Below are 24696 nucleotides of genomic sequence, written 5' to 3' on the forward strand. Positions count from 1 at the left end.
CGGTGAATTTGCTTTTGCGCATCGTAGGTCTCCTTGGGGATATTTTGCCCGGGGACCTCGGTTTATGTCTGGAGTAAGTTTACGGGGAGGCGACATCGGCGCTGTGGAGACCGCTCGTCGGATTTTGCCGGCCGTCGGTCGGACATCGCGAAGACTTGCGTCAGCTTTGCCCTACATTTCAGGCTGTCGGAAATGGGGTAGGGGGAGCCTGACGTGGCCCAAAGTCTGTCGCGCCGCGCCCAGCGGGGCGTATCGCTTATTGAAGTGCTCATGGCTGTGCTGATCTTTTGCATCGGCCTCATCGGGCTTGCCGGTCTGCTGGTCATGGCGACCAAGTCGAACCATTCGGCTTACGTCCGCACGCAGGTCACGTTCCTGGCCAACAGCATGGCTGACCGCATGCGCAACAACCCTGTAGGGTTGTGGAACCTTGCCTATAACGCCACCAATTATCCGGTGAGCGGCACGCCCACGCCGTGCGACGCATCGGCCGGCTGCACGCCTGCGCAGATCGCCACGCGCGACAAGATCATGTGGAGTCAGCAGCTGACCCAGTTCCTGCCGGGCGTTGCCTCCACCAGCATCGCCTGCGTGAATCCTGCGGCGGCCAACATGCCGACCACGCAGATTTCCCTGCGACCGCCTTACGGCGGCACCTGCACGATGATCATCAAGTGGGCCGAGCGCGGCATCACCGGCAACGACGACAAGATCACCTCGTCCACTTTGCAGTCCTTTACCTGGGTGTTCCAGCCATGAGCCTGATCCGTCGATTCCCGCGCGCCCAGCGCGGCGTCACTCTTGTTGAGCTCATGGTGGCCATGCTGCTCGGCCTGCTGGTTGCCGGCGGCATCGTGACGGTGTTCCTGTCCACCTCATCAAGCAATCGCGTGCAGACCCAGATGGCACGCCTTCAGGAAGAAGGTCGCTTTTCCATCCAGAAGATTTCCGACGACCTGAAGATGGCCGGTGCGCAATATTGCAGCAGCACGGGTGGCATCGCGGGTGCCACGTCGGCTGGCGTGTCGCTGGATGCCATCCGCACGCCTACCATCTATTCCTCGACCATCACGTACCCGCAGAACACCACCCCGTGGGGCGGTGCGTACCCGGTAGCGCCCACGGCGGCGTATTCCATGCCTTCGTTCCTTTACATGCGTGGCTATCAGTGCACGAAAACCACCTGCACGCCGGCTGATCCGTCGGCACCCACCGATGGCGTGCCCGCGATGGGCACCGACCTCGACAAGCGCGTGCTCGGCGCATCGGTGCTGACGCTGCGCTATGTGGATTCATCGCGTGGCTGGGCCATTGGCGGCGCCAGCACGGTGGTGGCTGCCAACAACGGCAACGTCGATCACATCACCATCGTGCCGAAAACCGGCGAGCCTTCGCTGACCGGCTTTGCCGATGGCGAGCAGGCGATGCTGGCCGATTGCTCCACGGCGCAGATTTTCACGGTCAACGGCAATCCCAACTTCGTTCCCGCGCCTAGCAACTTCTCGGCGCCGCGCGCGCTTCAGCCGCAGTCGGCACCGCGTTTCTTCCGCATGAAGACGGATTTCCGCACCATTACCTATTACTTGCAGGTAAAGACGAACGACGGTACCGCCACCGGCCAGAAGACCGGCGCGCTGATGCGTTGCGACAGCGGCACCACGGATGGCTGCACGGAGCTGGCGCGCGGCGTGGAGCGCCTGGATTTCCTCTACGGCATCGAAGATTCCAATGGCTTGATGCACTACCTGACCGCTGCGGACGTCGATTCGCGTGCCAGCAACACGCTGGCCTGCCCGCCGAATGCAGTGGGTGCGTTGTCGCCGGACAAGGGTTGCCTGTGGCGCGCGATCAAGAGCATTGAAGTGCACCTGCTGATGGACGGCCAGACGCCTCTGTATTCGCTGACGGCGCCGGACATGGCATTCGCTTATCAGCCGGACGGGATCACGACGCCGGCGGCCCCGGACTCGCGCGGTACCACGGGTATTGCGCCCGCAGACCAGGGCTTCGACAACCACATGATTCGCCGTGAGTTCGTCTCGCTGGTGATGATGCGTAATTACAACCCATGAAAACTGTCTCCGGTTCCGAGGTGCGCTCCATGAACTCTTTCGCCCGTCTGCACGCATTTCATGCACCGCGCCGCGAGCGTGGCGTGGTGCTTGTGGTGGCGTTGATCTTCCTGCTGCTGATCACGCTTCTGGCGATCAGTGCTTCCAGTTCGTCGCTGTTGCAGGAAAAGCTGGTGGGTGGCCTGCGCAATTCGCAGCTTGCCGAATGGAGCGCGGAGTCCGCCCTGCGTGGTGCCGAATGGCGTTTGTGGAACGCCAGCCGTGATCCTGCCACGCGCATGAAGTGCGGCTCGTTTGCCCTGACCGATTGCTACAACTACAGCGCTGATCCGCTCACTATCGTGCAGACCTTCCGCACGTCCGATGGCTGGGTCACCGATGGCGGCACCGAGTACAAGCCGGTGAGCTTCACCACGGCCAGCACGGATGCCACGTTCAAGCTTTACGCAAACCCGTATTACCTGATTGAAGACCTGGGCATGGAACTGCCGCCGGCTTCGGGGCTGCAGCACGAGTCCGGCTCCACCGGCACGGGCGGCACGGGTTACACCAGCACCAACCGTCACGTGTATCGCATTACGGCACGCGGCGTGGGCAATAACCAGAATTCCATCCGCGTGCTTGAAACCACGTTCGCCGCGAAGAGCGATTGACGCCATGAACCTTCTTTCCCGCAAGTTCACTCTTCTGCGCAACGTGGCACTGGGTCTTGGCCTGTGCCTCTTCGGCGGCTATTCGGGCGTGACGGTCTCGCAGACCACCAACACCTATTACACGACCGACCTCAGCACCACGCCGCCCGACCTTACCGTGGGTGTGGCGCCAAACATCGCGGTGACCTTCGATGACTCCGGCTCCATGGGTTCGACCAACCTGCCCGATACGCTCGATGGCTCGTCGGGCAAGCAGTACTACTACTCATCGACGTCCAACTCGGTTTATTACAACCCGACCATCACCTATACGCCGCCGCTGAAGGCCGATGGCGTCACGTCCTTCCCTAATGCGTCTTACACCGCTGCATGGCTTGACGGCATCTGTGCCAACACCACGGGCACGGTGGTCAACGCCAACAATGGCAGCAGCACGAATACGAGCTGCTTGAAAACGGTCAATCTCAGCAATGCCTTCACCACCACCAGCTTCATCGCCATGACCACCTCCAATGTGCAGGCATACGAAGGTGGCGGAAAAGATGGCACTATCAGCCCGGCCGTCGCCGGCAGCCAGAACGGTGGTTTCTATTACACCTGCCCGACGCTCAACAGCGAGAGCGGTTGCGTCATCACCAAAATGAGCGGCGCAACCTCTGCGCAGCAGCAGAACTTCGCCAACTGGTACTCGTACTACCGCACGCGCAACCTGATGACGCGCAGTTCCATCGGCAACGTGTTCGCATCGCTGGGCAGTACCATCCGCGTGGTGTACCAGAACCTGAACAAAGCCAACTACGTCCTGTCCGGTGGCAAGACCACGTTCAATGCGTTTGCCGATACGTCCCCGGGCGTGGGGCCGCGTACCAACTTCTTCAAATGGCTTTACGCGGTGAATGCCAGCGGTGGCACGCCGACCCGAACGGCCATCAAGGCGGCGGGCGATGTGTTCATGTACGGCGCCAATGCGCCCAAGTCGACCACCAATCCGTACTTCGAGCCGAACATCGGGCCCGACGGCACCGGCCTTGAACTGACCTGCCGCATGAACTACAGCCTGCTGGTGACCGACGGTTACTGGAATGGCAGCGATCCGTACAACTCGACGAATCCGTTGCCTTCCGTGCGCACGGGTCTCACGCTGCCTGACGGCACCGCTTACGGTGGCGCGGCGGGTGGTGACGCGGAATCGAAAATTTTCTGGAATGTACCCGCGACGTCGTATTCCACGCTGTCGGACATCGCGTTCTATTACTGGGCGACAAACTTGCGCCCCGACTTCGTGGATGCCAAGGGCAAGCCCAAGCTCGGCGTGCCGCCCTCGTTCACCGATTACACTGACTCGAAGGGTAATTCGGTCGCATGGAATGGTTCGGGCACGCCGCCCCGTGCCATCTATTTCAACCCGAAAAACGATCCGGCCACCTGGCCGCACGTTGTGCAGTACATGATCGCGCTGGGTATCAACGGCACGCTGGCGTATGACGGCGATTACGCCGCACTGCGCGCCGGCACCAAGTCCTGGCCGACGCCGGCGAGCAGCCAATATGGTGATGCCACCGACATTGACGATACCTGGCACACGGCCATCAACAGCCGTGGCCAGTACTTCAGCGCGCGCGATCCGGCCACCTTGAGCACTGCGCTCAGTCAGCTTCTGGCGCGCATCATTTCCCGCACGTCGTCGTCTGTGGCAGGCGCGCTCAATACCGGCGTGCTGACCGCATCCAGCGTCACGTTTACCACCGGCTACGACAGCGCCAGCTGGACCGGTTCGCTGCTTGCCAAGGCCGTGGATGCGACCGGCTCCATCGGCGCCACGCTGTGGGATGGCTCGGCTTTGCTCACCACGCGCAACAAGGCAGGCGACGACCGCGTCATCCTGACCAGCTCGGCAGTGGGTGCGGGCAAGGGCATTGCATTCACCTACGCGGCAGCAGGCGCGGCGATCAATGCGGTGGACTCCACTTTCGGCACGGGCACCGCAGGTCAGAACAAGCTGGCGTACCTCCGTGGCGCCACCGGCATGGAAGGCACGACGTTCCGCACGCGCGTGTCTGCGCTGGGCGCCATCATCAACTCGCAGCCCGTGTACGTTGCTTACCCGGCCAGCGGCTACCGTGACAGCTGGCCCAATGTGGGCACCAACACGGCGCCCGAAATGGCGGTGGACCCCGCCACCAGCAAGCTGAAATACAGCTACGAACAGTTTGTTGCCGATCATCAGAACCGCGCTCCCACGCTTTATGTGGGCGCGAATGACGGCATGCTGCATGCGTTCGATGCGACCACGTCCGCGACCGATCCGACGACAGTGGACGTAACGCCCAACCCGGGCCGCGAGCGCTGGGCATATGTGCCCTACACCGTATTTGGCGCGCTGAGCGGCATGACAGTGAAGTCCGGCTTTACCTTCCAGCCGACCGTGGACGCCACGCCGGTGAGCCGCGATGTCTTCTTCTCCGGCGCCACCGGCACGGGCTGGCACAGCATCCTCGTGGGCGGCCTGCGTCTGGGCGGCCGGGGCATCTACGCGCTGGACATCACCAATGCGCCGGCGACGGAAGCCACCGCATCCAGCAAGGTGCTGTGGGAATTCAACAGCAATAGCGTGGACACCAGCGGCACGAATGTTGGCGCCAACCTGGGTTACACGTTCGGCAAGCCCAACGTCGGTCGCCTTGCGAACGGCAAGTGGGTCGTGATCGTGCCCAGTGGTTACTTCCCCACGGGCAGCAAGGTCGCGGCAGCCTCCAACAACTTCAGCTCGCTGTTTGTGCTTGACGCGCAGACCGGTGCGGTCATCAAGGAAATCAAGACGCCGACCACGGTCGCCGGCGTGTCGGGTACGGTCGTGAGTTACGGCCTCGGTCCTGCCGTGCTGGGCGATTACAACAACGACCAGGTCGACGATGTCGCGTTTGCAGGCGATCTTCAGGGAAACCTGTGGCGCTTCGATCTTTCCGACGCGTCGCCGGCCAACTGGAAAGCCACCCTGGCGTTCCGTCCGTCGTCGCCGGGCGACCGGCCGATCACGGCCATGCCGAGATTGTTCGCCGACCCGACCTCGTCGTACTTCATGGTGGTGTTCGGCACAGGCAAATACCTGGGTGCCACGGACAACACCGTGACCGATGCGAACAACAAGGTGCAGGGCATTTACGGCATCCGTGATCGCGGTCCCAGCGACACCTCGCCGGTTATCGAGGGCAGCAGCAAGCTGGTGACGCAGACCATGGTGGAGGTAAGCAACGTCCGCGGCCTCACCACCAACCCGGTTCCGGCCACGCTCAACGGCGTGAAGGTGTATGGCTGGGTCATCAATCTGACGGTCGGTTCGCCGCAGACCAACAAGGGTGAGCGCGTGGTAGTGGACGCCACGGCCCTGTTCGACAGCGGCCGTGCCATCATCACCACGCTGATTCCGGGCAGCACCGATCCCTGCAATCCGGTGCGACTGGGTGCGGTGCTGGTGATTGATGCGGCTACGGGCGGCGCGTCCAGCGGCATCAATGCGGGCAGTGTCACGATGACGTCCGGTTACACGGTGGCCGGTGCGCGCGTGCAGAACGTGCCTGCCAGTGGCGGATTGCCGGCGGCCACGGTGCTGGGCGGTGGTCAGGTGGTGCTGCCAGGTATCTCGCTGTTGTCTGACGGCACGCCGTTGGGTATTGGTGATGCGATCTGGCGCCGTCGTTCGTGGCGGGTGCTGAACAATGGCAACTGATTGGGGGAACGGTTCGATGAAGCGAGTGCAGTTTTCCCGGCGCGTGGGTGGTTTTACGCTGCTGGAGCTGATGATCGTCGTGGCGATCATCGGCATCCTGACGATGATCGCGGTGCCTTCGTACAACCGCTACGCCTTCCGCGCGCGGCGTGCTGACGCACAGACGGCGCTTATGCAGATTGCGACGGCGCAGGAGCGCTACTACGCCACCTACAACACGTATGCGTCCTCCCCGGTCAACGATCTGAAGATGACCAGCACGACGACGCCCAACGGCTATTACACGCTGAGCATCGGGACGATGCCGGGCACGGATCTGACCACGGCCTATGTGGCCACGGCCACCGCCATCGGCGGCCAGGCGAACGACGTGTGCCTCAACCTGACCATCGACTCGCGTGGCACAAAATCGCAGACCGGTCAGGACAACGTCAACGGCATGTGCTGGTAATGGCGCGGCAAAGGGGAGTGGATATGGCCGGCTTACGGGTAAGGGCGAAAGGCTTCTCCATCGTGGAGTTGATGGTGGCGGTGGCGGTGATGGGCATCCTGCTCGCCATTGCGGTGCCGAGTTTCCGCAGCACGATGCGCCGCTCTAACGTCAGCAACGTGGCCAACACGCTGATGGGCGATATCCAGTACGCGCGTGGCGAAGCGGCAACGCGCCACAAGTTCGTTTCGATCTGCCGCAGCACGGATGGCGCAACCTGTGCCCAGACCAGTGCGGATTACGATCTGGGCTGGCTGGTCTATGCCTATAACGCCGGTACGGTGGGCGCTAACCAGGCGTACTCCGCCAGCGACAGCAGTTTCCAGTTGCTTCGTATCGGCACCGTACAGAAGCGTGTTTCGATTACCGCTACCGACGGCAAGGTGATGACTTTCGGTCAGAGCGGCCAGATGGCGGCCAACGGCACGCGTACGACAAACGCCTTTGTGCTCTGCTCGCGCAAGAATGGCGTGGATACGGGCATCGGTGAAAACGTCAACGAGGTGCCGGGCTCGGTCATCACGGTGACGGCTTCCGGCTCGGTGTCTTCCAACACGCTGGTGGCAGGAGCGGCCTGCTCGCCGTAGTTGGTGCTGTCATTCGTACTGAAATAATGGAGCCGGCCCAGTGCCGGCTTTTTTTCGCCTGTAGGAACGCGCTGGTGCGCGGGGCGGTCTTGCGCCGCACGACCCTTCAGCGCAAGAGCATGCGCAAACCTTCCTGCGACGCACGCCAGCAAATCGAGGTCTAATAAAATTTGCTTATTTTGCATATTCCGGCACCCGCCCGCAGCGATGGTGCCCGTGACTTTCTTGTGATTACTATCAAGTCAGGATTTGCACGCGATGCGATCAGATAGATCGTCGGCGCTGAATGTTTGCTCATTGGATTTTGTTGGCAGGTGGGCCCGAACTGCACGTTGATGCGTTTGCTTATGCCGCCAGTAGCGATGGAAGGGCACTGCTGGCAACGCCCCATCCCTTCCTATTCAAAGGATGAAGCCGTGATGAAAGCGACCTTCGTACCGTGCATGGCAAGTGCTTTATTGATGGTGGGAACATATGCGGCACCACTCACTGCATTGGCAGATGACTCTGCGAGTGCAAGCAACAAGATCGTAGGGACGTTTGATGGAAGTGGGAAAATTCATGATGTTTTGGCTTGATATATTCCGCCACGGTCAACAAGGATACGGGCGTGATCAATGTCGAGTTCAAGGCAGGCATATTCACGGCTCCCCCCGTATGCACCCTATCCATCCTGGGAGGTGCCTTCGTAAAACAAACCGAAGAGACGAAAGACGATATTACCTACACACCTGGTCCAGATAAAATTCCTGTCATCGCGGCAATTGTTGATAGCGCCAAAAATAACCCCGACGATCCTGAGTTGATCACTCTGACGTGTGAACACACCGTGCCACCTGGCAGTGCCAAGAAATCGTAGGTGGCCACCGCGATACAGATCACAGGCAACTCACCGGATAGTCGCATTGACGACCATTGGATCGGGCGCCTCGCACCAATCTTCTTGAAGCCCGGGCTGCTACAGGATATTTGGGTAGCCGAATCAGGGCGGCTCAACTGAAATTTAAGAACGTGTCTGGCGCCGGATTTTTCGCCTGTGGAAGCGCGCTTGCGCGCGAGACGGTCTTGCCCTGCCGACCTTCCGGCGCGAGAACGTGCGCGAATCCTCTGCCTTGAAATCCCATAAATCGACGTCCCATCAAATTTGCATGTTTTGCATATTCCGGCACCCCGCATGCAAAGGTGCCCGTGACTTTTTGTGATTACTATCACGGTTGGATTTGCACGTGATGCGATCAGATACATCGCTGATGTTGAATGTTTGCTCGTTGGATTTTGGTGGCAGGCGGGCCTTCCTGAGCCGTCCAGCCTTGGGAAGGGCATCAGGGGGCCATTCGACCATGTTGATCCGCACAGCACTCAGTCGCGACATTCGCGTGGCGGGAAATCCCGCAAGGCCATTGGCCTGGCACGTCTTGCGGTGCGTCGCCCGCGGAGCACGGACGACGCATCATTTCCATGGCCCCGCATCGGCACATGACTCATGGGAGAGGTGAGTCATGTCTTCGAAGATGCGCAAGGTCACCGCCGTTGGCCTCCTTGCACGCGATGAGCTGCTGGTCCGCACGCTGCTCAAGGTAGTGACGACGCAAACCACCGAGGCGTGGTCGTTCCACGATGGATTCGAGGCCAACGTGGCGCTGTGCAATCCGGATTCCGCGCTGTCGATGATGGCCATCCGGCGTGCAAGCTCGCACGGACTGCTTTGCGTGTCTGTTGTACACGATGGCGGTCACGTCCTTCCTGAAACACTGATGCTTCGCGCGCCGATTCGCAGCAGCGATTTCATTGACGTGCTCAACCGCGCATCGGGGCGGTTGCAGGTGCAGGGCCGTTCTCAGGAGTCATGGCCGAAAGACGACGAGCGATACGAATCCGTGGCGCAGGCGTTGAGCCGGCTGAAATCAGAGCGCACGGCGCGCCATGCGCGTATCGAGGTCCAGAACCGGGTGCTTGTTGTGGAATTCAGGACAGGACAGATGGCTGGCGTGGATGACCTGACCGACGCCGATCTGGTGGACATAGCCCACAGCCGATCATTCACTTTGACGGTGCTTGATGAGCGTCCGGGTGATACAGGCACTTTCACTCACGTGCTGGATCGTCTGTTGTGGCTCTCCGGCCTGCACGGTGCCTCTCACGGTGAGGCCGACGTGCTTCCCGACCGGCGATACCAGTTGCGACGCTGGCCCGACGCAGGCTCATTGCCGTTGCAGTCCTTCCAGTTGCATATGGCGGCTGTGTTGTCCCGGCAGGCTGCGACAGCGGATGAGCTCGCGAGCCGGGTACAGCGGCCGCTGCAAGATGCTGAGGCATTTTTGAACGGTTGCGCCATGCTGGGCGTGCTCGACGAGGTGACGGCCTCAATGGAGAACAGGGCGGGCGGCATGCGGGCGACGCGCAAGTCCTTCTACGGTGACCTCTTTCATTCGCTTCGCACGATGCTTGGCATCCGGAGGTCAGCCGGTGAGTGATCGGGAGTACAAGCTGATTTTCACCGGCAGCATGGGGGCCGGCAAAACCACCGCCATAGCCGCCGTGAGCGAGGTGGCTCCGGTACGCACCGAAATGCAGAACACCGACCATGCGCATCACGTCAAGGAGACCACAACCACCGGCCTGGACTATGGCGTGGTCACGTTGCCCGGTGGCGAAGTGTTGCGACTGTTCGGCACGCCCGGGCAGGTGCGCTTCCAGTTCATGTGGGAAATTCTTGGCAAAGGGGCGCTGGGCGTTGTGGTGCTGGCGGACAACAGCAGCGAAGACCCCGTGGGTGACGTCCTGGAATATGCGCGCGCTTTCGCCGATGTGATTGATGGCTCGCGTGCGGTGGTGGGAGTGGGAAGGATGGACGTCCATCCGGTTCCCACGCTGGAAGATTACGATGCTGCCTTGCGCGGAATCGGGGTGAGGGTGCCCGTGGTATCCACCGATGTGCGGCAGCGCGAGCAGGTCCTCACTCTGCTCGATATTCTCTTCTACCAGATTGATGCCGCCAGCGAATTCTCAGGAGCGGCTTTGCAGGAGGTGCCATAGCAATGTCTGGCAAAGAGGAGCGGGTAAGCCGGAGCGAGGAAGCCATCATCCTGCATCACCTGGACAGCCTGATGGTGAAGGAGCAGGAGATCAGCGGCGTGCTGGTTTCCACCGGCGACGGCTTTCGTGTGGCATCGCGGCTCACCGGTTCGCTCTCCGCCGAGAAGCTTTCCGCGATGGCCAGTTCGTTGATTGCAATCAATGAAGCGGTCTGCAAGGAGAGTTCCCTGGGCGCGTGCCGCGATCTGGTGATCGAGGCATCGCAGGGACGCATCCTGTTGATGGACATTCCTCATCCTGCACAGAAACTCATTCTCACTGTGCTGTGCCGGGCCAAGGTCACCATGGGTCAGGTGCTTTGGGCCGCGCGGGGATGCAGGGAGTCACTTGGGAAACTGTTTGTTGGCTCATGACATTGCGGAAGTGGGTGCATCGACCCTCCCGCAAGACATCTCGATGCTTTCAACAAGGAGAAGCGCTGTGGCTACGTTGAACGAGTCGGTAAAAGAGTTGATGGGCTTTGATGGCGTGCTGGGGGCAGCTCTGGTCGATAGCAGCAGCGGCATGACGCTTGCGCAATCAGGTTCGGTGTTCGATCTGGATGTGGCCGCCGCGGGCAACACCGAAGTGGTGCGCTCGAAGATGAAAACGATGAAGGCACTGGGCCTGAAGGACGAAATCGAAGACATCCTGATTACGCTGGGCAAGCAGTACCACATCATCCGCCCGGTCGCGAACAAGGCTGGCCTGTTCTTCTACGTGGTGCTGGATCGCGCACGCTCCAACCTGGCGCTGGCTCGTCGCAAGGTGCTGGACATCGAGCAAGAGCTGGCGATGTAACCGATCACTGAGAGGGCGGCGCCATGACTCCGCCCTCTCATCAAGTGCCTGCGGTGGCGAAAGGCAATCAACCGCCGGTGTGCGTCGCGGAAATATCGAGCGCGACTACATGTCCAGCAACTTGTCCGCAATCGCGTTCCAGCCCGCTGGTTCGCGAATCATCTCCAGATAGTCGTGGGCGGAAAAGAACTTCGCCTGCAAAGTGTGCCGGGACATGATCTCCTTGATGATGAGCGTTGCCGGACCCAGCCTGGCGCCGGTCTTTGCGTCTACGACGTTTTGCCGTATCGAAGGGCCTCCGGCGAAAAGCGTGGATTTTCTTTGCTCGAGTTTCTTGATGAAATCACCGGTGTCCTGCTCCCGAAACGCAGCCCAGTGCAGTTCCATCGCGGCAATCTTGCACAGCGCCGTGTACTTGTCCTTTATCCTCAGTCGGTAAAGTTCCATCTGAAAGTTGATCATGATGATGGGCACCTTCCCGGCAAGGCCGACGCCCGTGAACATGAGCACGACGGAGGTGGCAGACAGCGCCGTGTCCGTACCTCGCACCGCCAATTTTTTCAGTTTCACCTCTATTGCCAGCTGCAGCCACCGGATTGCGTTTGCGACGTCTTCGTCATTTGCATGACTCTGGTAAGCCGCGAGCATTCGGGACAGCTCGTACAGGTGCCTTAAGGTTGATGCCGTTGCCGACGCGTGTCTGGCGAGCGAGAACGGAGCGGGCACGGGAGCTGTTGCGGCGTTGATTCCCGCAGCCGCGACTCCAGTGAATCCGACGCCGAATCCTTTGGTCCTGCGGTTCACGAGCATCTTTGCTGTTTTGGGTGAAGCGCCGGTATTTCCGTCTTTTACGAAGTATGGATTGAGCTTCAGCCCACTTACCCCGCACGTCGCCAGGTAACTTTTTGTCAGCGATATCACCGATCCGCCTGCGTGCAAGCCGGATAGACCAGAGATAAGTCCGAAGAAAATGTCATCGTTGGAAAGTTGCGTCTCCGCCGTTTTCCGTACCTGTTCTTTTGTCTCGTTACACATCTCATTCGTCCTTGATGCCAGTTATCGCGCTCTTGCAAAAAAAGAATATGACGGCGCCGCCGAGACGACGGTGATCGGCTTATCCCGAATTTTCCTGGTTACGTGCGACACATCGGTTGCATGCGCATCCTGATGTGGGCGTCTGCCCGGGAATTCGCACCCATAAGTTTCTACCGAAGCGGCGATGCACGTTCTTTCGTGGATGATGGACGATACGAGGATCGAACTTGTGAGATCTGCCGGGTGACAGGTTCGCTGCTACACGCACGCTCACTGGGCGCTGAAGCGAAACGAAGAAACCCCGGCTTTTGAAGGCCGGGGTTTCAGGATTCGGATGGTGGGCGGTACAAGGATCGAACTTGTGACACCTGCCGTGTGACAGGTTCGCTGCTACACGCACGCTCACTGGGCCACGTCCGGGAAGCACTGAGCGGAAACGAAGAAACCCCGGCTTTTGAAGGCCGGGGTTTCAGGATTCGGATGGTGGGCGGTACAAGGATCGAACTTGTGACACCTGCCGCGTGACAGGTTCGCTGCTACACGCACGCTCACTGGGGCGCTGAGCCGAAACGAAGAAACCCCGGCTTTTACGGCCGGGGTTTCGGTATTCGGATGGTGGGCGGTACAAGGATCGAACTTGTGACACCTGCCGCGTGACAGGTTCGCTGCTACACGCACGCTCACTGGGCCACGCTCAAGAACGAAGAAACCCCGGCTTTTACGGCCGGGGTTTCGGTATTCGGATGGTGGGCGGTACAAGGATCGAACTTGTGACACCTGCCGTGTGAAGGCAGTGCTCTACCGCTGAGCTAACCGCCCATCGCGAGGGCGGAATTCTACGGGGGTTCTGGGCAGGCGTCAATTGTCTGAATGAAATGACCGTGCGGGCGGCAAAAAAGCTTGGGATCAGGTCAGGTCTCAAGCCCGGGCGGTACAATGCGTGCGGTTTTTCCCCCTTACGGACCTCCGCCATGCATGAAGCCCTCGCCGATCTCCATCTTCTGACCCTCACGCCCTGGAAAGTGATTGGTCTGCTCGGCACTCTGCTGTTCACGGCGCGCTGGTTCGTGCAGTTTTACGCGACCAAGAAGCACAAGAAGGTCGTGGTGCCGATGTCGTTCTGGTACTTGTCGGTGTTTGGCAGCGTGCTGACGCTGGCGTATTTCATCTGGGGCAAGAACGACTCCGTGGGCATCATCCAGACAGCGTTTCCCATGCTGGTCTCGTTCTACAACGTGTTTGCGCACCTGCGCGCGCGTCGCCATCAGGAAACGGTCGAGCCGGGTGGCCCGGAAGAGACCTGAGAGGTCGTCAGTCCGGGTCGTAGTCCAGGTAGGGGGCGAGCCAGCGCTCGGCCTGCGTGCGGTCCCAGCCCTTGCGCCTGGCGTAATCGTCCACCTGTTCGCGGGTGAGGCGGCCCACCACAAAGTACTGGCTTGAGGGGTGCGAGAAGTACCAGCCTGATACGGCTGCCGTGGGGAACATCGCGTAGCCCTCGGTCAGCTCGATGGTGGTGTGCTCGGGCGCATTGAGCAGTTTGAAAAGCGTGCCTTTCTCAGTGTGTTCCGGGCAGGCCGGGTAGCCGGGGGCGGGGCGGATGCCGCTGTATTTCTCGGCGATCAGGCTTTCGTTGTCCAGCGACTCATCGGGCTGATAGCCCCAGAACTCCTTGCGTACGCGCTCGTGCAGCCGCTCGGCGAACGCCTCCGCCAGACGGTCGGCCAGTGCCTTGAGCAGAATCGACGAGTAGTCATCGTGCTCTGCCTCAAAGCGTGCCACGTGCTCGTCGATGCCGATGCCTGCCGTCACGGCGAAGCCGCCCACCCAATCCTGCACGCCACTGTCTTTCGGGGCGATGAAGTCGCTCAGGCAGAAGTCCGGGCGTTCCACGGGCTTGTCGGCCTGTTGCCGCAGGTGGCGCAGCACGGCGAGGGGTTTACGCTTCTTGTCGGTATCGCCAGGTGCGGCATATACCTCGATGTCGTCGCCCGACTGGGCCGCCGGCCAGAAGCCGATCACGCCTTTGGCGGTCAGCCATTTCTCTGCGATCAGCTTATCCAGCATTGCCTGGGCGTCGTTGTAGAGCTCCGTGGCCTGGGCGCCTACCACTTCATCGGTGAGGATGGCGGGGAACTTGCCCGCCAGTTCCCATGCGTTGAAGAACGGCAGCCAGTCGATATACGGGCGCAGTTCGGCCAGGTCGTAGTCGGCGAACACGGTGATGCCCGGTGCGCGCGGCGTGGGTGGCTGGTAGGAGGCCCAGTCGCAGGTCCAGCGCTGCGCGCGCGCCTTGGACAACGGCACCAGGCTCTTGCCCGGGCCACGGTCGCGGTGGCGCTCGCGCACTTCGGCGTACTCGGCGCGTACTTTGGTCACGAAGTCGTCAACCAGCTCCTTGCTGACCAGCGATTGCGCCACACCCACGGCGCGCGATGCGTCCTTCACCCAGACGGTGGGGTGTTTGTAATGCGGTTCGATGCGCAGGGCAGTGTGCGCGCGCGACGTGGTGGCCCCGCCGATCATCAGGGGCACGTGGAAGTCCTGCCGCTGCATCTCGCGCGCGACCTGGCTCATTTCTTCCAGTGACGGCGTGATGAGGCCAGACAAGCCAATGATGTCGGCGTTCTGTGCACGCGCGGTATCGAGGATTTTCTGCGTGGGCACCATCACGCCAAGGTCGATGACTTCGAAGTTGTTGCAGCGAAGCACCACGCCCACGATGTTCTTGCCGATGTCGTGCACGTCGCCCTTGACGGTGGCGAGCACGATCTTGCCGTTGTTCTTGCCTGCATCGCCCGTGCGCAGCTTCTCTTCCTCGATGAAGGGGATAAGGTGCGCCACGGCTTTCTTCATCACGCGAGCAGATTTGACCACCTGCGGCAGAAACATCTTGCCGGCGCCGAAGAGGTCACCCACCGTGTTCATGCCGGACATCAGGGGGCCTTCGATCACGTCCAGCGGACGAGACGACAGCTGGCGTGCTTCCTCGGTGTCTTCCACCACGTACTGGTCGATGCCGTGGACGAGAGCGTGGCTCAACCGTTCGCGAACAGGCTTCTCCCGCCATGCCTGCGTTTCGACCGCCACGGCTTCCTTGCCGCCGCGATACTTGTCGGCGATTTCAAGCAGCCGCTCGGTGCCATCGGGACGGCGGTTGAGGATCACGTCTTCAACGCGCTCGCGCAGTTCTTCCGGCAGATCGTCGTAGATGGCCAGCGCGCCGGCATTGACGATGCCCATGTCCATACCCGCCTTGATGGCGTGGTAGAGGAACACCGAATGGATCGCTTCGCGTACCGGATTGTTGCCACGGAAGGAGAACGATACGTTGGATACGCCGCCGGAAATATGCGACGACGGGAAACGCTTCTTCAATTCGCGCGTGGCTTCGATGAAGTCGACGGCGTAGTTGTTGTGTTCTTCGATGCCGGTGGCAACGGCGAATATGTTGGGATCGAAAATGATGTCTTCCGGCGGGAAGTCCAGTTCGCCCACCAGTAGTTCAAAGGCACGCGAGCAGATCTGAACCTTGCGTTCGCAGGTATCGGCCTGGCCGGCTTCATCGAAGGCCATGACGACCACGGCCGCGCCGTACTGACGCACCTTGCGGGCGTGTTCCAGAAACAGTGCCTCGCCTTCCTTCATGGAAATGGAATTGACGATGCCCTTGCCCTGCATGCAGCGCAGGCCGGCCTCGATCACGCTCCATTTGGACGAATCGACCATGATCGGCACGCGCGCGATATCCGGCTCGGACGAAATCAGGTTGATGTAGCGGGTCATGGCCGCTTCGGAGTCGATCAGGCCTTCGTCCATGTTGACGTCGATGATCTGTGCGCCGTTCTCCACCTGCTGGCGCGCGACGTCCACCGCCTCTTCGTAGCGGCCTTCCTTGATGAGCTTGCGGAACTGCGCCGAGCCGGTGACGTTGGTGCGCTCACCCACGTTGATGAAGTTCAGATCCGGGGTGAGGATCAGCGGCTCAAGGCCAGACAGGCGCGTGTAGCGGGGTGTGTTCATGGGGCGGATGCGACGTCCTTGTTCCATGCGCGCGGTGCGTAAGGACGCACGGCAGCGGCAATGGCTTGGATATGAGCAGGGGTGGTGCCACAACAACCGCCGATGATGTTCAGTAGACCATCGCGCGCGAATCCGGCAACGACGTCGGCCATCTGTTCGGGCGTTTCGTCGTATTCACCGAAGGCATTGGGCAGGCCGGCGTTCGGATGGGTGCTGACGAAGCTCTCGGCAATCTGCGAAAGCGTTTGCACGTGCGGACGCAGATCGGCCGCACCCAGTGCGCAGTTGAGCCCGACAGACAGGGGACGAATGTGCGACACGGAGTAGTAAAACGCTTCAGCCGTCTGGCCCGACAGCGTGCGGCCGGAGCGATCCGTGATGGTGCCGGAGATCATCACCGGCACGCGGCCGCCCAGCGTGACAAACAGCTGGTCCAGCGCGAACAGGGCGGCCTTCGCATTGAGCGTATCGAAGATGGTTTCCACCATGATCGTGTCAGCACCACCTTCGATCAGCGCGCGTGCGGCTTCGGTGTAGTTGGCCGCCAGTTCTTCAAAGCTGACGTTGCGATAGCCCGGATCGTTGACGTCCGGCGAAATGGACGCCGTGCGGCTGGTCGGTCCCAGCACGCCGATGACGAAGCGCGGGCGATCCGGCGTCAGCGCGGTCATGGCATCGCAGGCTTCCCGCGCAATGCGGGCGCCTTCGCGATTGAGTTCGCTTACCAGGTGTTCGAGGTGATAATCGGCCTGGCTGATGCGCGTGGCGTTGAAGGTATTGGTTTCAACGAAGTCCGCACCGGCACGCAGGTAAGCCTCGTGCACGCCGCGGATGATGTCTGGCTGGGTCAGCAGCAGCAGATCGTTGTTGCCCTTGAGGTCGCACTCGCCGGGATGATCGTGCTCGTGGTGACTGTCGTGGCCACCGGAGAAGCGGTCACCGCGATAGCCTGATTCATCCAGCTGATGGCCCTGGAGCATGGTGCCCATGCCGCCATCCAGAATCATGATGCGTTCGCGCAGGCCCTTCTCGATCAGGGCAACGCGTTCGGGGTGCAGCCAGGGCAGGGCGCTCATGCGTTTGGCCGTCCGGGGCGGCGGGCAAGCAGGCTGATCACTTCAAAGTGCGGCGCACGGCGTTCGCGGCTGAGGCGTTCGCAGCTGATGACCTCCAGGCCGGCTCCGGTCGCCATGGCCCGCAGGCTGGTACAGCTGAAGCCGAGGTTGCGGTGATCGAACGGCTCGACCACCGCACGATGATCGTGTTCGCCCAGCGTGGCGGCCAGCACGCGGCCACCGGGCTTGAGCACATGCGCCACCTGCTGGAAGACCTGTGCGGGGTCTTCCGAATAGGTGAGGGCGTGCAGCAACAGCACGAGGTCAAAGCGGTCGGCACCCAGATCCAGCGCGTGCATGTCGCCCTGGCGCACTTCCACGTTCTTGAATGCAGACAGGCGGCTGCGTGCCGCTTCCACCACGCGGTCGCTGCTGTCGATACACACGATGGAACGGGCATGCGGCGCCAGCAGTTCGGCGGTGACGCCGTCGCCGGAGGCGATGTCCAGCACGTCGCCGGTTTCCAGCAGCTGTAACAGCGAGCGGGCCACGGTTTCCCAGGTGCGTCCCGGGGAATAATGGCGCTCCATGTCGCCGGCCACGGTGTCCGCCCAGCCCTCGGCGCGCGCACGCTGGGCCAGCACGGAAGGCAGGCGTTCGGCGTCTTCGCGGATCAGGGCGTCGTTGATGGTGTCGCGCAGCGACGTCACCAGAGTATGCAGGGTCGGGTCTGCCTCGCCGTTGAAACGGTAATAGGCAGACACGCCGGCGCGCCGGTCGCGGACCAGCTCGGCTTCCTTCAACTTGGCCAGGTGCGTGGAGACACGCGGCTGGGCCAGATGAAGCACGGCAGCCAGTTCGGCCACGGTCAATTCCTCGCGCTCAAGCAGGGCGAGCAGGCGAACACGGGTGGGGTCGGCCAGGAGACGCAGCACCGTGGACGCAGTCGACAAATCCATGCCGCATCCTTTTATCGCGATAAAGAGATTGGTTAGGCTAGGCCCGACGGGTCGGGGCGTCAAGCCTCCGTGCTGCAGCGCACAGTCCGTCTGACTCAGAGGGCCGCTAGAATAAGCGGCTCCCCCAAAGTCCCACCCCTTTCGCCGCCATCGTATACGGCACGGAGTTGTTCCATGGATTTCCGTTTTACCGACGACCAGCTGTCGATCCAGTCCATCGCGCGCGACTTTGCGCAAAAGCGCATTGTCCCCGTTGCCGCCGAGCTGGATGCGAAAGGCGAATTTCCGCTCGAGAACATCAGGGAGATGGGCCAGCTTGGCCTGATGGGCATCGAAGTGCCGGAAGAGTACGGCGGCGCGGGCATGGACCCGGTGGCCTACGTGCTGGCCATGGTCGAGATCGCGGCAGCCGACGCGGCTACCTCCACGATCATGTCGGTCAATAACTCGCTGTTCTGCAACGGCATCCTGAAGAACGGCACCGAAGAGCAGAAGCAGACCTACGTGCGCGCCATTGCGGGCGGCGAAGCCATCGGCGCTTATGCGCTGACCGAGCCGCAGTCCGGCTCCGACGCCTCCAACATGCATACCCGCGCCGTCAAGAACGGCGATGGCGACTGGGTCATCAACGGCAAGAAGAGCTGGATCACCTCCGGCCCGGTTGCCCGCTACATCGTGCTGTTTGCCGTGACCACGCCGGGCATCGGCGCGCGCGGCGTGTCGGCCTTCATCATCGACACGAAGATTGCAGGCTTCCACGCCGGCAAGACGGAACCGAAGCTCGGCATCCGCGCCTCGGCCACCTGCGAAATCGAGTTCAACGATTACGTGTGCCCGAAGGCCAATCTTCTGGGTGAGGAAGGCAAGGGCTTCTCCATCGCCATGGGCGTGCTGGACGCCGGCCGCATCGGCATCGCCTCGCAGGCCGTGGGCATCGCGCGCGCCGCCTATGAGGCCACGTTGCAGTGGTCGCGTGACCGCAAGGCGTTTGGTCACCCCATCGGCACGTTCCAGATGACGCAGTCCAAGATCGCCGACATGAAGTGCAAGCTGGATTCAGCCCTCCTGCTGACCCTTCGCGCTGCCTGGACGAAGCAGCAGGTCGAGAAGACCGGCGGCCGCTTCGGCACCGAGGCCTCGATGGCCAAGCTGGTGGCGTCCGAAGCTGCCATGTGGATCACCCATCAGGCGGTGCAGATTCACGGCGGCATGGGTTATTCCAAGGAAATGCCGCTGGAGCGTTACTTCCGCGATGCCAAGATCACCGAGATCTACGAAGGCACTAGCGAAATCCAGCGCCTGGTCATCGCACGCGCGGAGACCGGCCTGCGCTGAGGTCCGGTCGCAGGTTGGCGAAGCAGCCCGGCTTTTGGCCGGGCTTTTTTGGTCCTGCCTTCCCACTTGCCGGACACAGCAGGAGCGGCTGATGCAGCGGGCACAGGTGCACTACTGCCCAAACGGCCCGGCTTTCAATGCCGCCAGCGATTCTTGAGGGATGAACTGCACGCGGCTGCGCCAGATGGCCGTTACCAACGGAATGGCTTCGTTTGCCAGCCGCTTTCCCAGGCTGGAAAGGCGCTTGAATGTCTGCGGGTCCGCGTCCAGCTCTGTCGTCAACGACAGCAGGTCGAAAAGCGCTTGCGCATCGCCAAGTCGCAGGAACAGGGCCTCATGCAACTGGTCGCTGTTGAGATCGACGTCTTGCCTGCAAAGCGGGCACGGTACGGACGGGTCGGACGAATGCATGGCGGTTCCTTTACCTCGGAAGGTCCGCACCCTGGGTGCAGGGTGGCGGACGTGTCGGGGTCGAAAACCGGTCAAGTGACTCAAACCCGGCCAGACGTGAGTCTGCCCGACACGCCCGCCGTAAAGGCAGCCGCGTAAGACGCAGGCGGCGAACCGCCTGCGCAAGTCACTTGAAACGGGTTTCGACACCCGGCCGCCGAAGGAGTCGGCGACCCCGGAAGCATCACAGCGCAGGACAGGCGGAGCCATCCGATTATTCCGAAAAAGGCGTCGGAATTATTTGAGAGCGGTGATGCTGGCACCCACCGCGAACGAATTCCCGCCGAAAAAGAACCGACTTTTGAACTGAACCCAAATGGTTTCGAAGCGGTGGAGATGGAGGCGCGTCGCTTTGAACGTGTGCGAAGAGGCGCGGCCTTCTTGTTGCAGCGAGCTTGCTCGCGACAAAAGTCCGACGAAAACCCCTCAGCCCAGATTAGGCAGGATTTTTCAGATTCACCTGAGAGCATCCGCCGATCCAGCTTGAAAGAATGATCTCAACAGGCGCCCCTGCGCCCCGGGAGATCAAGGATGAACACGTTCAAGGCAGCGTTGGCGCTTGCCGGCTGGCGATTACCGGGGCATCCCGGTCTGGGGAGGTGACAGCATGACAAGGAAGACGCCTGCGGACGTGGGGAAACCTGCTGCCTTACCGGCTGGTTATGCCGGTATCCACGGGGGCATCGTGGAACTGCTGGACGCGGCGCGCCAGGCAGCGGCGCGCAGTGTCAATGCGCTGATGACGGCAAGCTATTGGGAGATTGGCCGCCGGCTCGTCGAGGCCGAGCAGAAAGGGCGGCGGCGGGCCGGTTACGGCGAGCAGTTGATGGAGCGGTTGTCCGCCGATCTGACGGCCCGATTTGGACGCGGGTTCAGCCCGGACAATCTGGAGAACATGCGGCGCTTCTTCGTCGCATATCCCATAGAGGCAATTTCCGAGACACTGTCTCGGAAATCTGGAGAAGGACTGTCCGTATGGAATTCCCAGACACTGGCTGGGAAATTGAGCCTGTCCCAATTGACCCAGATCTTCACCCTGCCGTGGTCGGCCTATGTCCGGTTGCTGTCGGTCAAGGATGACCATGCCCGCCAGTTCTACGAGGCCGAAGCCTTGCGCGGCGGCTGGAGCGTGCGCCAACTCGATCGGCAGATTGGAAGCCAGTTCTACGAGCGTACTGCCTTGTCCAAGGACAAGGCGGCGATGCTGGTCAAGGGTTCTGTCGCCACGCCTGTGGATGCCGTCACGGCCAATGACGCGATCAAAGACCCGTATGTGCTGGAGTTCCTCGACCTCAAGGACGAATATTCGGAATCCGATCTGGAAGCAGCCTTGATCCAGCGGCTGGAAGACTTCCTGCTGGAACTGGGCGAAGGCTTCACCTTCGTCGGGCGGCAACGCCGATTGCGTATAGACCAGACCTGGTATCGGGTGGATCTGCTGCTCTTCCATCGCAAGCTGCGCTGCCTGGTCATCATCGACCTGAAGCTGGGCAGCCTGACCCATGCCGATGTGGGGCAGATGCACATGTACTGCAACTATGCCAGGGAGCATTGGGCCTGCCCGGATGAAAATCCGCCGGTGGGCCTGATCCTGTGCGCTGACAAAGGTCATGCCCTGGCGCGGTATGCGCTGGACGGCTTGCCGACCAAGGTGATGGCGGCGAACTACCGGACAGTGTTGCCAGATGCCGAGTTGCTGCAAAAAGAGCTGGCGAACACGCGGCGTCTGCTCGAATCTCGCGGAGCGCTGCCTTGAGGCGCGGCCTTTTTGGGTTCTTCGCGGAAGTCCGACGAAAACCCCTCAGCCCAAATTAGGCAGGATTTTTCAGATTCACCTGAGAGCATCCGCCGATCCAGCTTGAAAGAATGATCTCAACAGGTGCCCCTGCGCCCCGGGAGATCAAGGATGACCACGTTCAAGGCAGCGTTGGCGCTCGCCGGATTCGCACTCGCTGTTTACGTGGGCCTGCGCGTCGCAGGCCTGCTGACGCTGTTTCTGCTGCATGCCACACACGTTCCGTGGGAATGGCACACCTATTGGGTGTACTTCGCACTGCGTGACCATCCCGCCATGGCCCCTCATGCAGGAACCATCAAGGCGGCCGGCATCGTGGGCTTCGGCATGCCGCTGGCCCTGTGGACAGGCGCGGTGGCGAAGTTCCTGAAGCCCGTTGCGCGCTCCGCTCACGGCGAAGCGCGATTTGCACAACGCCGCGATCTGTTCCGAGAAGTTCTGCTGCGCGCGGAAGACACCGGCATTGTCATCGGCAAGAGCCGTAACGACTTCATTCCGCTCACGAGACTGGAGGATCCATCCAATAAGTTCAGCAACGCACGTCATGAGCCAGTGCTTGCGTCTTCTCGCACCTGCTAAGCGAACGAGTTCAACCGAATGACGAACCAGTCAACGACACCGCTCGTGCGAATGGCCTTCTTTTGCATCGTCCTTGCTGGCCTGGAAGGTTGTCACGCTCTGTCGAAGACGGGGCAGTCGAAGAAGCATGGTCCGTTTGTCGTCAACAAGTTCCCGCTGACATTCAAGGATCACAATTTTTCCGCCTACTGTTTCAGTACGAGAGGCTGTCGCGTTTTCTATAACGGCAGATACGACGTCCATGACAGCGAGGAGGAGATTTCGCGACCTTTGATGGGTGATGCGCACCTGCAGGATCTGTATGCCGTCCGCATAGGAATACAGAGTTTTCCCGAGCCGGCGTTAGTGGCGTGGCGATCAAAAGATGGCTCTTATCACGAAGCGAAGGTTGATCTTGACGAGATATTCAAGAAGCGGCGAGTCGTTCATGACGTCGATGAGAAAGAAATCCTGAAAGACGCTGCCGTTCTCGATCCCGACATCATTCTTGTCGTCGATGACCGGACGATCAGTGTCTACATGAAAGCATATATACCGCTAAAACACCCGGAGAATCCCGCAAACAAATATAGCAATGCACGTGATGAACTCGTTCTGGCATATCGCCAATTGTATTGATGGATTGATAAGGAAAAAGGAATGAGCGAGACGCATAAGCGGGGTGCGGATGGATTTCTTGTTGATGTCGATGTGCGTTTTCTCGGCGCCACCTTACCCGGCACGCATGCTGGTACCGGAAGTAGCCAGGGCGGACGGTCCAGGTGAACGGCATGCCATTGAAGGTCCTTTCTGACCGGAACAGGATGCGGGCATGACTCTTCAACAGATACGCCGTGCGAGTCACATCGGACTCGCGGTTCTTCTATGTTTTCTTTCCTTGGGTTGCCACACCGCCATGCAGAACGTGCATTCGTCTCGTGTCATTGCCCAGCAACGTCAACGCAAGTTTCCACTTACGTTTACCGCGCACAATTTTGCTGCCTACTGCTTCAGTACATCGGGATGCAAAGTCCTCTATGACGGCATGTACGACGTCATGGATAGCGAAAATAAGCTAACAGCTCCTCTTATGGGGCCAAAACACCTTCATGGGTTAGATGCGGTTACGTTGGATATCGCCAATTTTCCACCGCCGGCCGTTGTGTCATGGAGATCCCGGGACGGCACTTTCCATGAGGACTCAGTCAATCTCGATGAGATATTCAAGGACCGTCGAGTCGTTCACAACGTCGATGAAAAGAAGATTTCCGAGACCGTGTTTATAGCTGATCCGGACATTCTTCTGATAGTCGATGACCGAACGCTGAGCGTCTACATGAAAACGTATCTCCCGCTGAAGGAGCTTAGCGACCCGGCGAATCGTTACAGCGGAATGAGCGAGAGCTTCGTGCTGGTCTACACAAAGACTTACTGACAAGTCCATAGGGCAACGGAATGACTGACAAGTACAAGCGAGGCCCGGATGGCCAGCGTCAGGACGACGTGAGCGCATATCCCGTCAAGGCAGCGGGCATGAAAGTTTTTCAAGGTGATGCTTGCATGAGTTTTCCACGAATACGCGGTGCGATTTACATCGCTATTGCGGCTCTTCTATGTCTACTTTCGGGAGGTTGCCACACCGTCTTGCAGAACCTGGCTCCGTCAGATGAGATTGTTCGGCATCGACCGAACCGATTTCCTCTGACGTTCAGCGGGCACAATTTCTCTGCGTACTGCTTCAGTGCATGGGGCTGCAAGGTGATCTATGACCACATGTACGTCGTCAGCGGGCTTGATCACGTGCTTTCTGGCCCATTGAGGGGGCCTGACCATATTCAGCAACTGGGTGCCGTATATACAAGTGGGGATAACTTTCCACCCCCGGTCGTCGTGACGTGGCGGTCGCGGGATGGCGTGCCCCATAAGGATTCCATTGATCTCGATCAGATATTCAGGGATCGGCGCATCGTTCATGACGTCGACGAGAAAAAAATTTCCGAAATCGCGGTTATCGCTAATCCGGAAATTCTGCTGATAGTCGACGACCGAACGCTGAGCATCTACATGAAAGCATTTATCCCATT

General features: G+C 60.5%; 24 protein-coding genes and 1 tRNA gene. 19 read left to right on the forward strand and 6 right to left on the reverse strand.

All coding sequences use genetic code 11. The features are described 5' to 3' along the window. The first annotated feature begins 213 nt into the window (after nucleotides 1-213). The 12 genes from pilV (at nucleotide 214) to FHW69_RS18610 (ending at nucleotide 11405) form a co-directional block, all read left to right on the forward strand. On the forward strand, nucleotides 214-759 hold the full coding sequence (gene pilV / locus FHW69_RS18555) for a type IV pilus modification protein PilV (protein WP_183424599.1): 546 nt from the start codon (nucleotides 214-216) through the stop codon (nucleotides 757-759). Next, the gene (locus FHW69_RS18560; RefSeq protein ID WP_183424600.1) at nucleotides 756-2072 is read left to right on the forward strand and encodes a PilW family protein; all 1317 of its coding nucleotides are present in this window, start codon (nucleotides 756-758) and stop codon (nucleotides 2070-2072) included. The genes pilV and FHW69_RS18560 overlap by 4 nt, the downstream gene beginning before the upstream one ends. Before the next feature lie 29 nt (nucleotides 2073-2101). Continuing rightward, nucleotides 2102-2725, forward strand: a complete 624-nt coding sequence (locus FHW69_RS18565; RefSeq protein WP_183424601.1) for a PilX N-terminal domain-containing pilus assembly protein — start codon at nucleotides 2102-2104, stop codon at nucleotides 2723-2725. A gap of 4 nt (nucleotides 2726-2729) precedes the next feature. Next, nucleotides 2730-6452, forward strand: coding sequence for a PilC/PilY family type IV pilus protein (locus FHW69_RS18570; protein WP_183424602.1), 3723 nt, complete (start codon nucleotides 2730-2732; stop codon nucleotides 6450-6452). A gap of 16 nt (nucleotides 6453-6468) precedes the next feature. Next, nucleotides 6469-6903, forward strand: coding sequence for a type IV pilin protein (locus tag FHW69_RS18575; protein ID WP_183424603.1), 435 nt, complete (start codon nucleotides 6469-6471; stop codon nucleotides 6901-6903). Between the two features lie 23 nt (nucleotides 6904-6926). After that, a complete protein-coding gene (locus FHW69_RS18580) occupies nucleotides 6927-7529 on the forward strand; it encodes a GspH/FimT family pseudopilin (RefSeq protein ID WP_183424604.1) in 603 nt (200 codons plus the stop codon). Between the two features lie 419 nt (nucleotides 7530-7948). Beyond that, a complete protein-coding gene (locus FHW69_RS18585) occupies nucleotides 7949-8107 on the forward strand; it encodes a hypothetical protein (RefSeq protein ID WP_183424605.1) in 159 nt (52 codons plus the stop codon). Nucleotides 8108-8139: 32 nt separating this feature from the next. Further along, complete coding sequence (locus tag FHW69_RS18590; RefSeq protein ID WP_183424606.1) at nucleotides 8140-8388, forward strand: hypothetical protein; 249 nt, start codon at nucleotides 8140-8142, stop codon at nucleotides 8386-8388. 640 nt (nucleotides 8389-9028) lie between these two features. Continuing rightward, the gene (locus tag FHW69_RS18595; RefSeq protein WP_183424607.1) at nucleotides 9029-10003 is read left to right on the forward strand and encodes a hypothetical protein; all 975 of its coding nucleotides are present in this window, start codon (nucleotides 9029-9031) and stop codon (nucleotides 10001-10003) included. Further along, nucleotides 9996-10565, forward strand: a complete 570-nt coding sequence (locus FHW69_RS18600; protein WP_343204054.1) for an ATP/GTP-binding protein — start codon at nucleotides 9996-9998, stop codon at nucleotides 10563-10565. The genes FHW69_RS18595 and FHW69_RS18600 overlap by 8 nt, the downstream gene beginning before the upstream one ends. A gap of 2 nt (nucleotides 10566-10567) precedes the next feature. After that, nucleotides 10568-10978 carry a roadblock/LC7 domain-containing protein gene (locus FHW69_RS18605; RefSeq protein WP_183424608.1) on the forward strand — a complete coding sequence of 137 codons (411 nt, stop codon included), beginning with the start codon at nucleotides 10568-10570 and terminating at the stop codon, nucleotides 10976-10978. Nucleotides 10979-11078: 100 nt separating this feature from the next. After that, on the forward strand, nucleotides 11079-11405 hold the full coding sequence (locus tag FHW69_RS18610; RefSeq protein ID WP_221195634.1) for a hypothetical protein: 327 nt from the start codon (nucleotides 11079-11081) through the stop codon (nucleotides 11403-11405). A gap of 105 nt (nucleotides 11406-11510) precedes the next feature. On the opposite strand, the gene FHW69_RS18615 is transcribed toward FHW69_RS18610, so the two are convergent. Both FHW69_RS18615 and FHW69_RS18620 read right to left on the reverse strand, forming a co-directional pair. Then, on the reverse strand, nucleotides 11511-12440 hold the full coding sequence (locus FHW69_RS18615; RefSeq protein ID WP_183424610.1) for a hypothetical protein: 930 nt from the start codon (nucleotides 12438-12440) through the stop codon (nucleotides 11511-11513). Nucleotides 12441-13184: 744 nt separating this feature from the next. Then, nucleotides 13185-13259: transfer RNA gene (locus tag FHW69_RS18620), tRNA-Val, on the reverse strand. Between the two features lie 152 nt (nucleotides 13260-13411). On the opposite strand from FHW69_RS18620, the gene FHW69_RS18625 reads away from it, so the two are divergent. Then, nucleotides 13412-13744, forward strand: a complete 333-nt coding sequence (locus FHW69_RS18625) for a lipid-A-disaccharide synthase N-terminal domain-containing protein (RefSeq protein WP_183424611.1) — start codon at nucleotides 13412-13414, stop codon at nucleotides 13742-13744. Nucleotides 13745-13751: 7 nt separating this feature from the next. Here FHW69_RS18625 and metH read toward each other — a convergent pair whose 3' ends face one another. From metH to FHW69_RS18640, 3 genes are read right to left on the reverse strand one after another with little or no spacing between them, the layout of a single operon-like run. Continuing rightward, a complete protein-coding gene (gene metH / locus FHW69_RS18630) occupies nucleotides 13752-16460 on the reverse strand; it encodes a methionine synthase (RefSeq protein WP_183424612.1) in 2709 nt (902 codons plus the stop codon). Continuing rightward, nucleotides 16457-17536: a homocysteine S-methyltransferase family protein gene (locus FHW69_RS18635; protein WP_183424613.1), complete on the reverse strand. Its 1080-nt coding sequence runs from the start codon at nucleotides 17534-17536 to the stop codon at nucleotides 16457-16459. Before FHW69_RS18635 ends, metH begins: the two co-directional genes overlap by 4 nt. Next, nucleotides 17533-18474, reverse strand: coding sequence for a metalloregulator ArsR/SmtB family transcription factor (locus FHW69_RS18640; protein ID WP_183424614.1), 942 nt, complete (start codon nucleotides 18472-18474; stop codon nucleotides 17533-17535). Before FHW69_RS18640 ends, FHW69_RS18635 begins: the two co-directional genes overlap by 4 nt. 174 nt (nucleotides 18475-18648) lie before the next feature. On the opposite strand from FHW69_RS18640, the gene FHW69_RS18645 reads away from it, so the two are divergent. Beyond that, on the forward strand, nucleotides 18649-19809 hold the full coding sequence (locus tag FHW69_RS18645) for an acyl-CoA dehydrogenase family protein (protein WP_183424615.1): 1161 nt from the start codon (nucleotides 18649-18651) through the stop codon (nucleotides 19807-19809). 111 nt (nucleotides 19810-19920) lie between these two features. On the opposite strand, the gene FHW69_RS18650 is transcribed toward FHW69_RS18645, so the two are convergent. Next, the gene (locus FHW69_RS18650) at nucleotides 19921-20220 is read right to left on the reverse strand and encodes a hypothetical protein (protein ID WP_183424616.1); all 300 of its coding nucleotides are present in this window, start codon (nucleotides 20218-20220) and stop codon (nucleotides 19921-19923) included. A 646-nt stretch (nucleotides 20221-20866) separates the two neighbouring features. Here FHW69_RS18650 and FHW69_RS18655 point away from each other — a divergent pair. The 5 genes from FHW69_RS18655 to FHW69_RS18675 all read left to right on the forward strand — a co-directional run. Next, nucleotides 20867-22015, forward strand: a complete 1149-nt coding sequence (locus tag FHW69_RS18655) for a PDDEXK nuclease domain-containing protein (protein ID WP_183424617.1) — start codon at nucleotides 20867-20869, stop codon at nucleotides 22013-22015. A gap of 150 nt (nucleotides 22016-22165) precedes the next feature. After that, nucleotides 22166-22633 (forward strand): hypothetical protein, encoded by a 468-nt coding sequence (locus tag FHW69_RS18660; RefSeq protein ID WP_183424618.1) that lies wholly within the window; start codon nucleotides 22166-22168, stop codon nucleotides 22631-22633. A gap of 18 nt (nucleotides 22634-22651) precedes the next feature. Further along, nucleotides 22652-23251 carry a hypothetical protein gene (locus FHW69_RS18665; RefSeq protein ID WP_183424619.1) on the forward strand — a complete coding sequence of 200 codons (600 nt, stop codon included), beginning with the start codon at nucleotides 22652-22654 and terminating at the stop codon, nucleotides 23249-23251. A gap of 193 nt (nucleotides 23252-23444) precedes the next feature. Next, nucleotides 23445-24047 (forward strand): hypothetical protein, encoded by a 603-nt coding sequence (locus FHW69_RS18670; protein ID WP_183424620.1) that lies wholly within the window; start codon nucleotides 23445-23447, stop codon nucleotides 24045-24047. Nucleotides 24048-24067: 20 nt separating this feature from the next. Then, a partial coding sequence (locus FHW69_RS18675; protein ID WP_183424621.1) for a hypothetical protein occupies nucleotides 24068-24696 on the forward strand: 629 nt, incomplete at its 3' end.

The sequence above is a fragment of the Luteibacter sp. Sphag1AF genome (assembly GCF_014192715.1).
Classification (GTDB): domain Bacteria; phylum Pseudomonadota; class Gammaproteobacteria; order Xanthomonadales; family Rhodanobacteraceae; genus Luteibacter.

Excerpts from the sequence above, each read along its gene's own strand:
- FHW69_RS18580 (WP_183424604.1), top strand. The coding sequence starts at position 6,927 with ATGGCCGGCTTACGGGTAAGGGCGAAAGGCTTCTCCATCGTGGAGTTG.
- FHW69_RS18645 (WP_183424615.1), top strand. The coding sequence starts at position 18,649 with ATGGATTTCCGTTTTACCGACGACCAGCTGTCGATCCAGTCCATCGCG.
- FHW69_RS18660 (WP_183424618.1), top strand. The coding sequence starts at position 22,166 with ATGACCACGTTCAAGGCAGCGTTGGCGCTCGCCGGATTCGCACTCGCT.
- FHW69_RS18565 (WP_183424601.1), top strand. The coding sequence starts at position 2,102 with ATGAACTCTTTCGCCCGTCTGCACGCATTTCATGCACCGCGCCGCGAG.
- FHW69_RS18585 (WP_183424605.1), top strand. The coding sequence starts at position 7,949 with ATGAAAGCGACCTTCGTACCGTGCATGGCAAGTGCTTTATTGATGGTG.
- FHW69_RS18650 (WP_183424616.1), bottom strand. The coding sequence starts at position 20,220 with ATGCATTCGTCCGACCCGTCCGTACCGTGCCCGCTTTGCAGGCAAGAC.
- FHW69_RS18665 (WP_183424619.1), top strand. The coding sequence starts at position 22,652 with ATGACGAACCAGTCAACGACACCGCTCGTGCGAATGGCCTTCTTTTGC.
- FHW69_RS18595 (WP_183424607.1), top strand. The coding sequence starts at position 9,029 with ATGTCTTCGAAGATGCGCAAGGTCACCGCCGTTGGCCTCCTTGCACGC.
- FHW69_RS18635 (WP_183424613.1), bottom strand. The coding sequence starts at position 17,536 with ATGAGCGCCCTGCCCTGGCTGCACCCCGAACGCGTTGCCCTGATCGAG.
- FHW69_RS18575 (WP_183424603.1), top strand. The coding sequence starts at position 6,469 with ATGAAGCGAGTGCAGTTTTCCCGGCGCGTGGGTGGTTTTACGCTGCTG.
- metH (WP_183424612.1), bottom strand. The coding sequence starts at position 16,460 with ATGAACACACCCCGCTACACGCGCCTGTCTGGCCTTGAGCCGCTGATC.
- FHW69_RS18655 (WP_183424617.1), top strand. The coding sequence starts at position 20,867 with ATGACAAGGAAGACGCCTGCGGACGTGGGGAAACCTGCTGCCTTACCG.
- FHW69_RS18640 (WP_183424614.1), bottom strand. The coding sequence starts at position 18,474 with ATGGATTTGTCGACTGCGTCCACGGTGCTGCGTCTCCTGGCCGACCCC.
- FHW69_RS18610 (WP_221195634.1), top strand. The coding sequence starts at position 11,079 with ATGGGCTTTGATGGCGTGCTGGGGGCAGCTCTGGTCGATAGCAGCAGC.
- FHW69_RS18570 (WP_183424602.1), top strand. The coding sequence starts at position 2,730 with ATGAACCTTCTTTCCCGCAAGTTCACTCTTCTGCGCAACGTGGCACTG.
- FHW69_RS18670 (WP_183424620.1), top strand. The coding sequence starts at position 23,445 with ATGACTCTTCAACAGATACGCCGTGCGAGTCACATCGGACTCGCGGTT.
- FHW69_RS18560 (WP_183424600.1), top strand. The coding sequence starts at position 756 with ATGAGCCTGATCCGTCGATTCCCGCGCGCCCAGCGCGGCGTCACTCTT.
- FHW69_RS18625 (WP_183424611.1), top strand. The coding sequence starts at position 13,412 with ATGCATGAAGCCCTCGCCGATCTCCATCTTCTGACCCTCACGCCCTGG.
- FHW69_RS18615 (WP_183424610.1), bottom strand. The coding sequence starts at position 12,440 with ATGTGTAACGAGACAAAAGAACAGGTACGGAAAACGGCGGAGACGCAA.
- FHW69_RS18605 (WP_183424608.1), top strand. The coding sequence starts at position 10,568 with ATGTCTGGCAAAGAGGAGCGGGTAAGCCGGAGCGAGGAAGCCATCATC.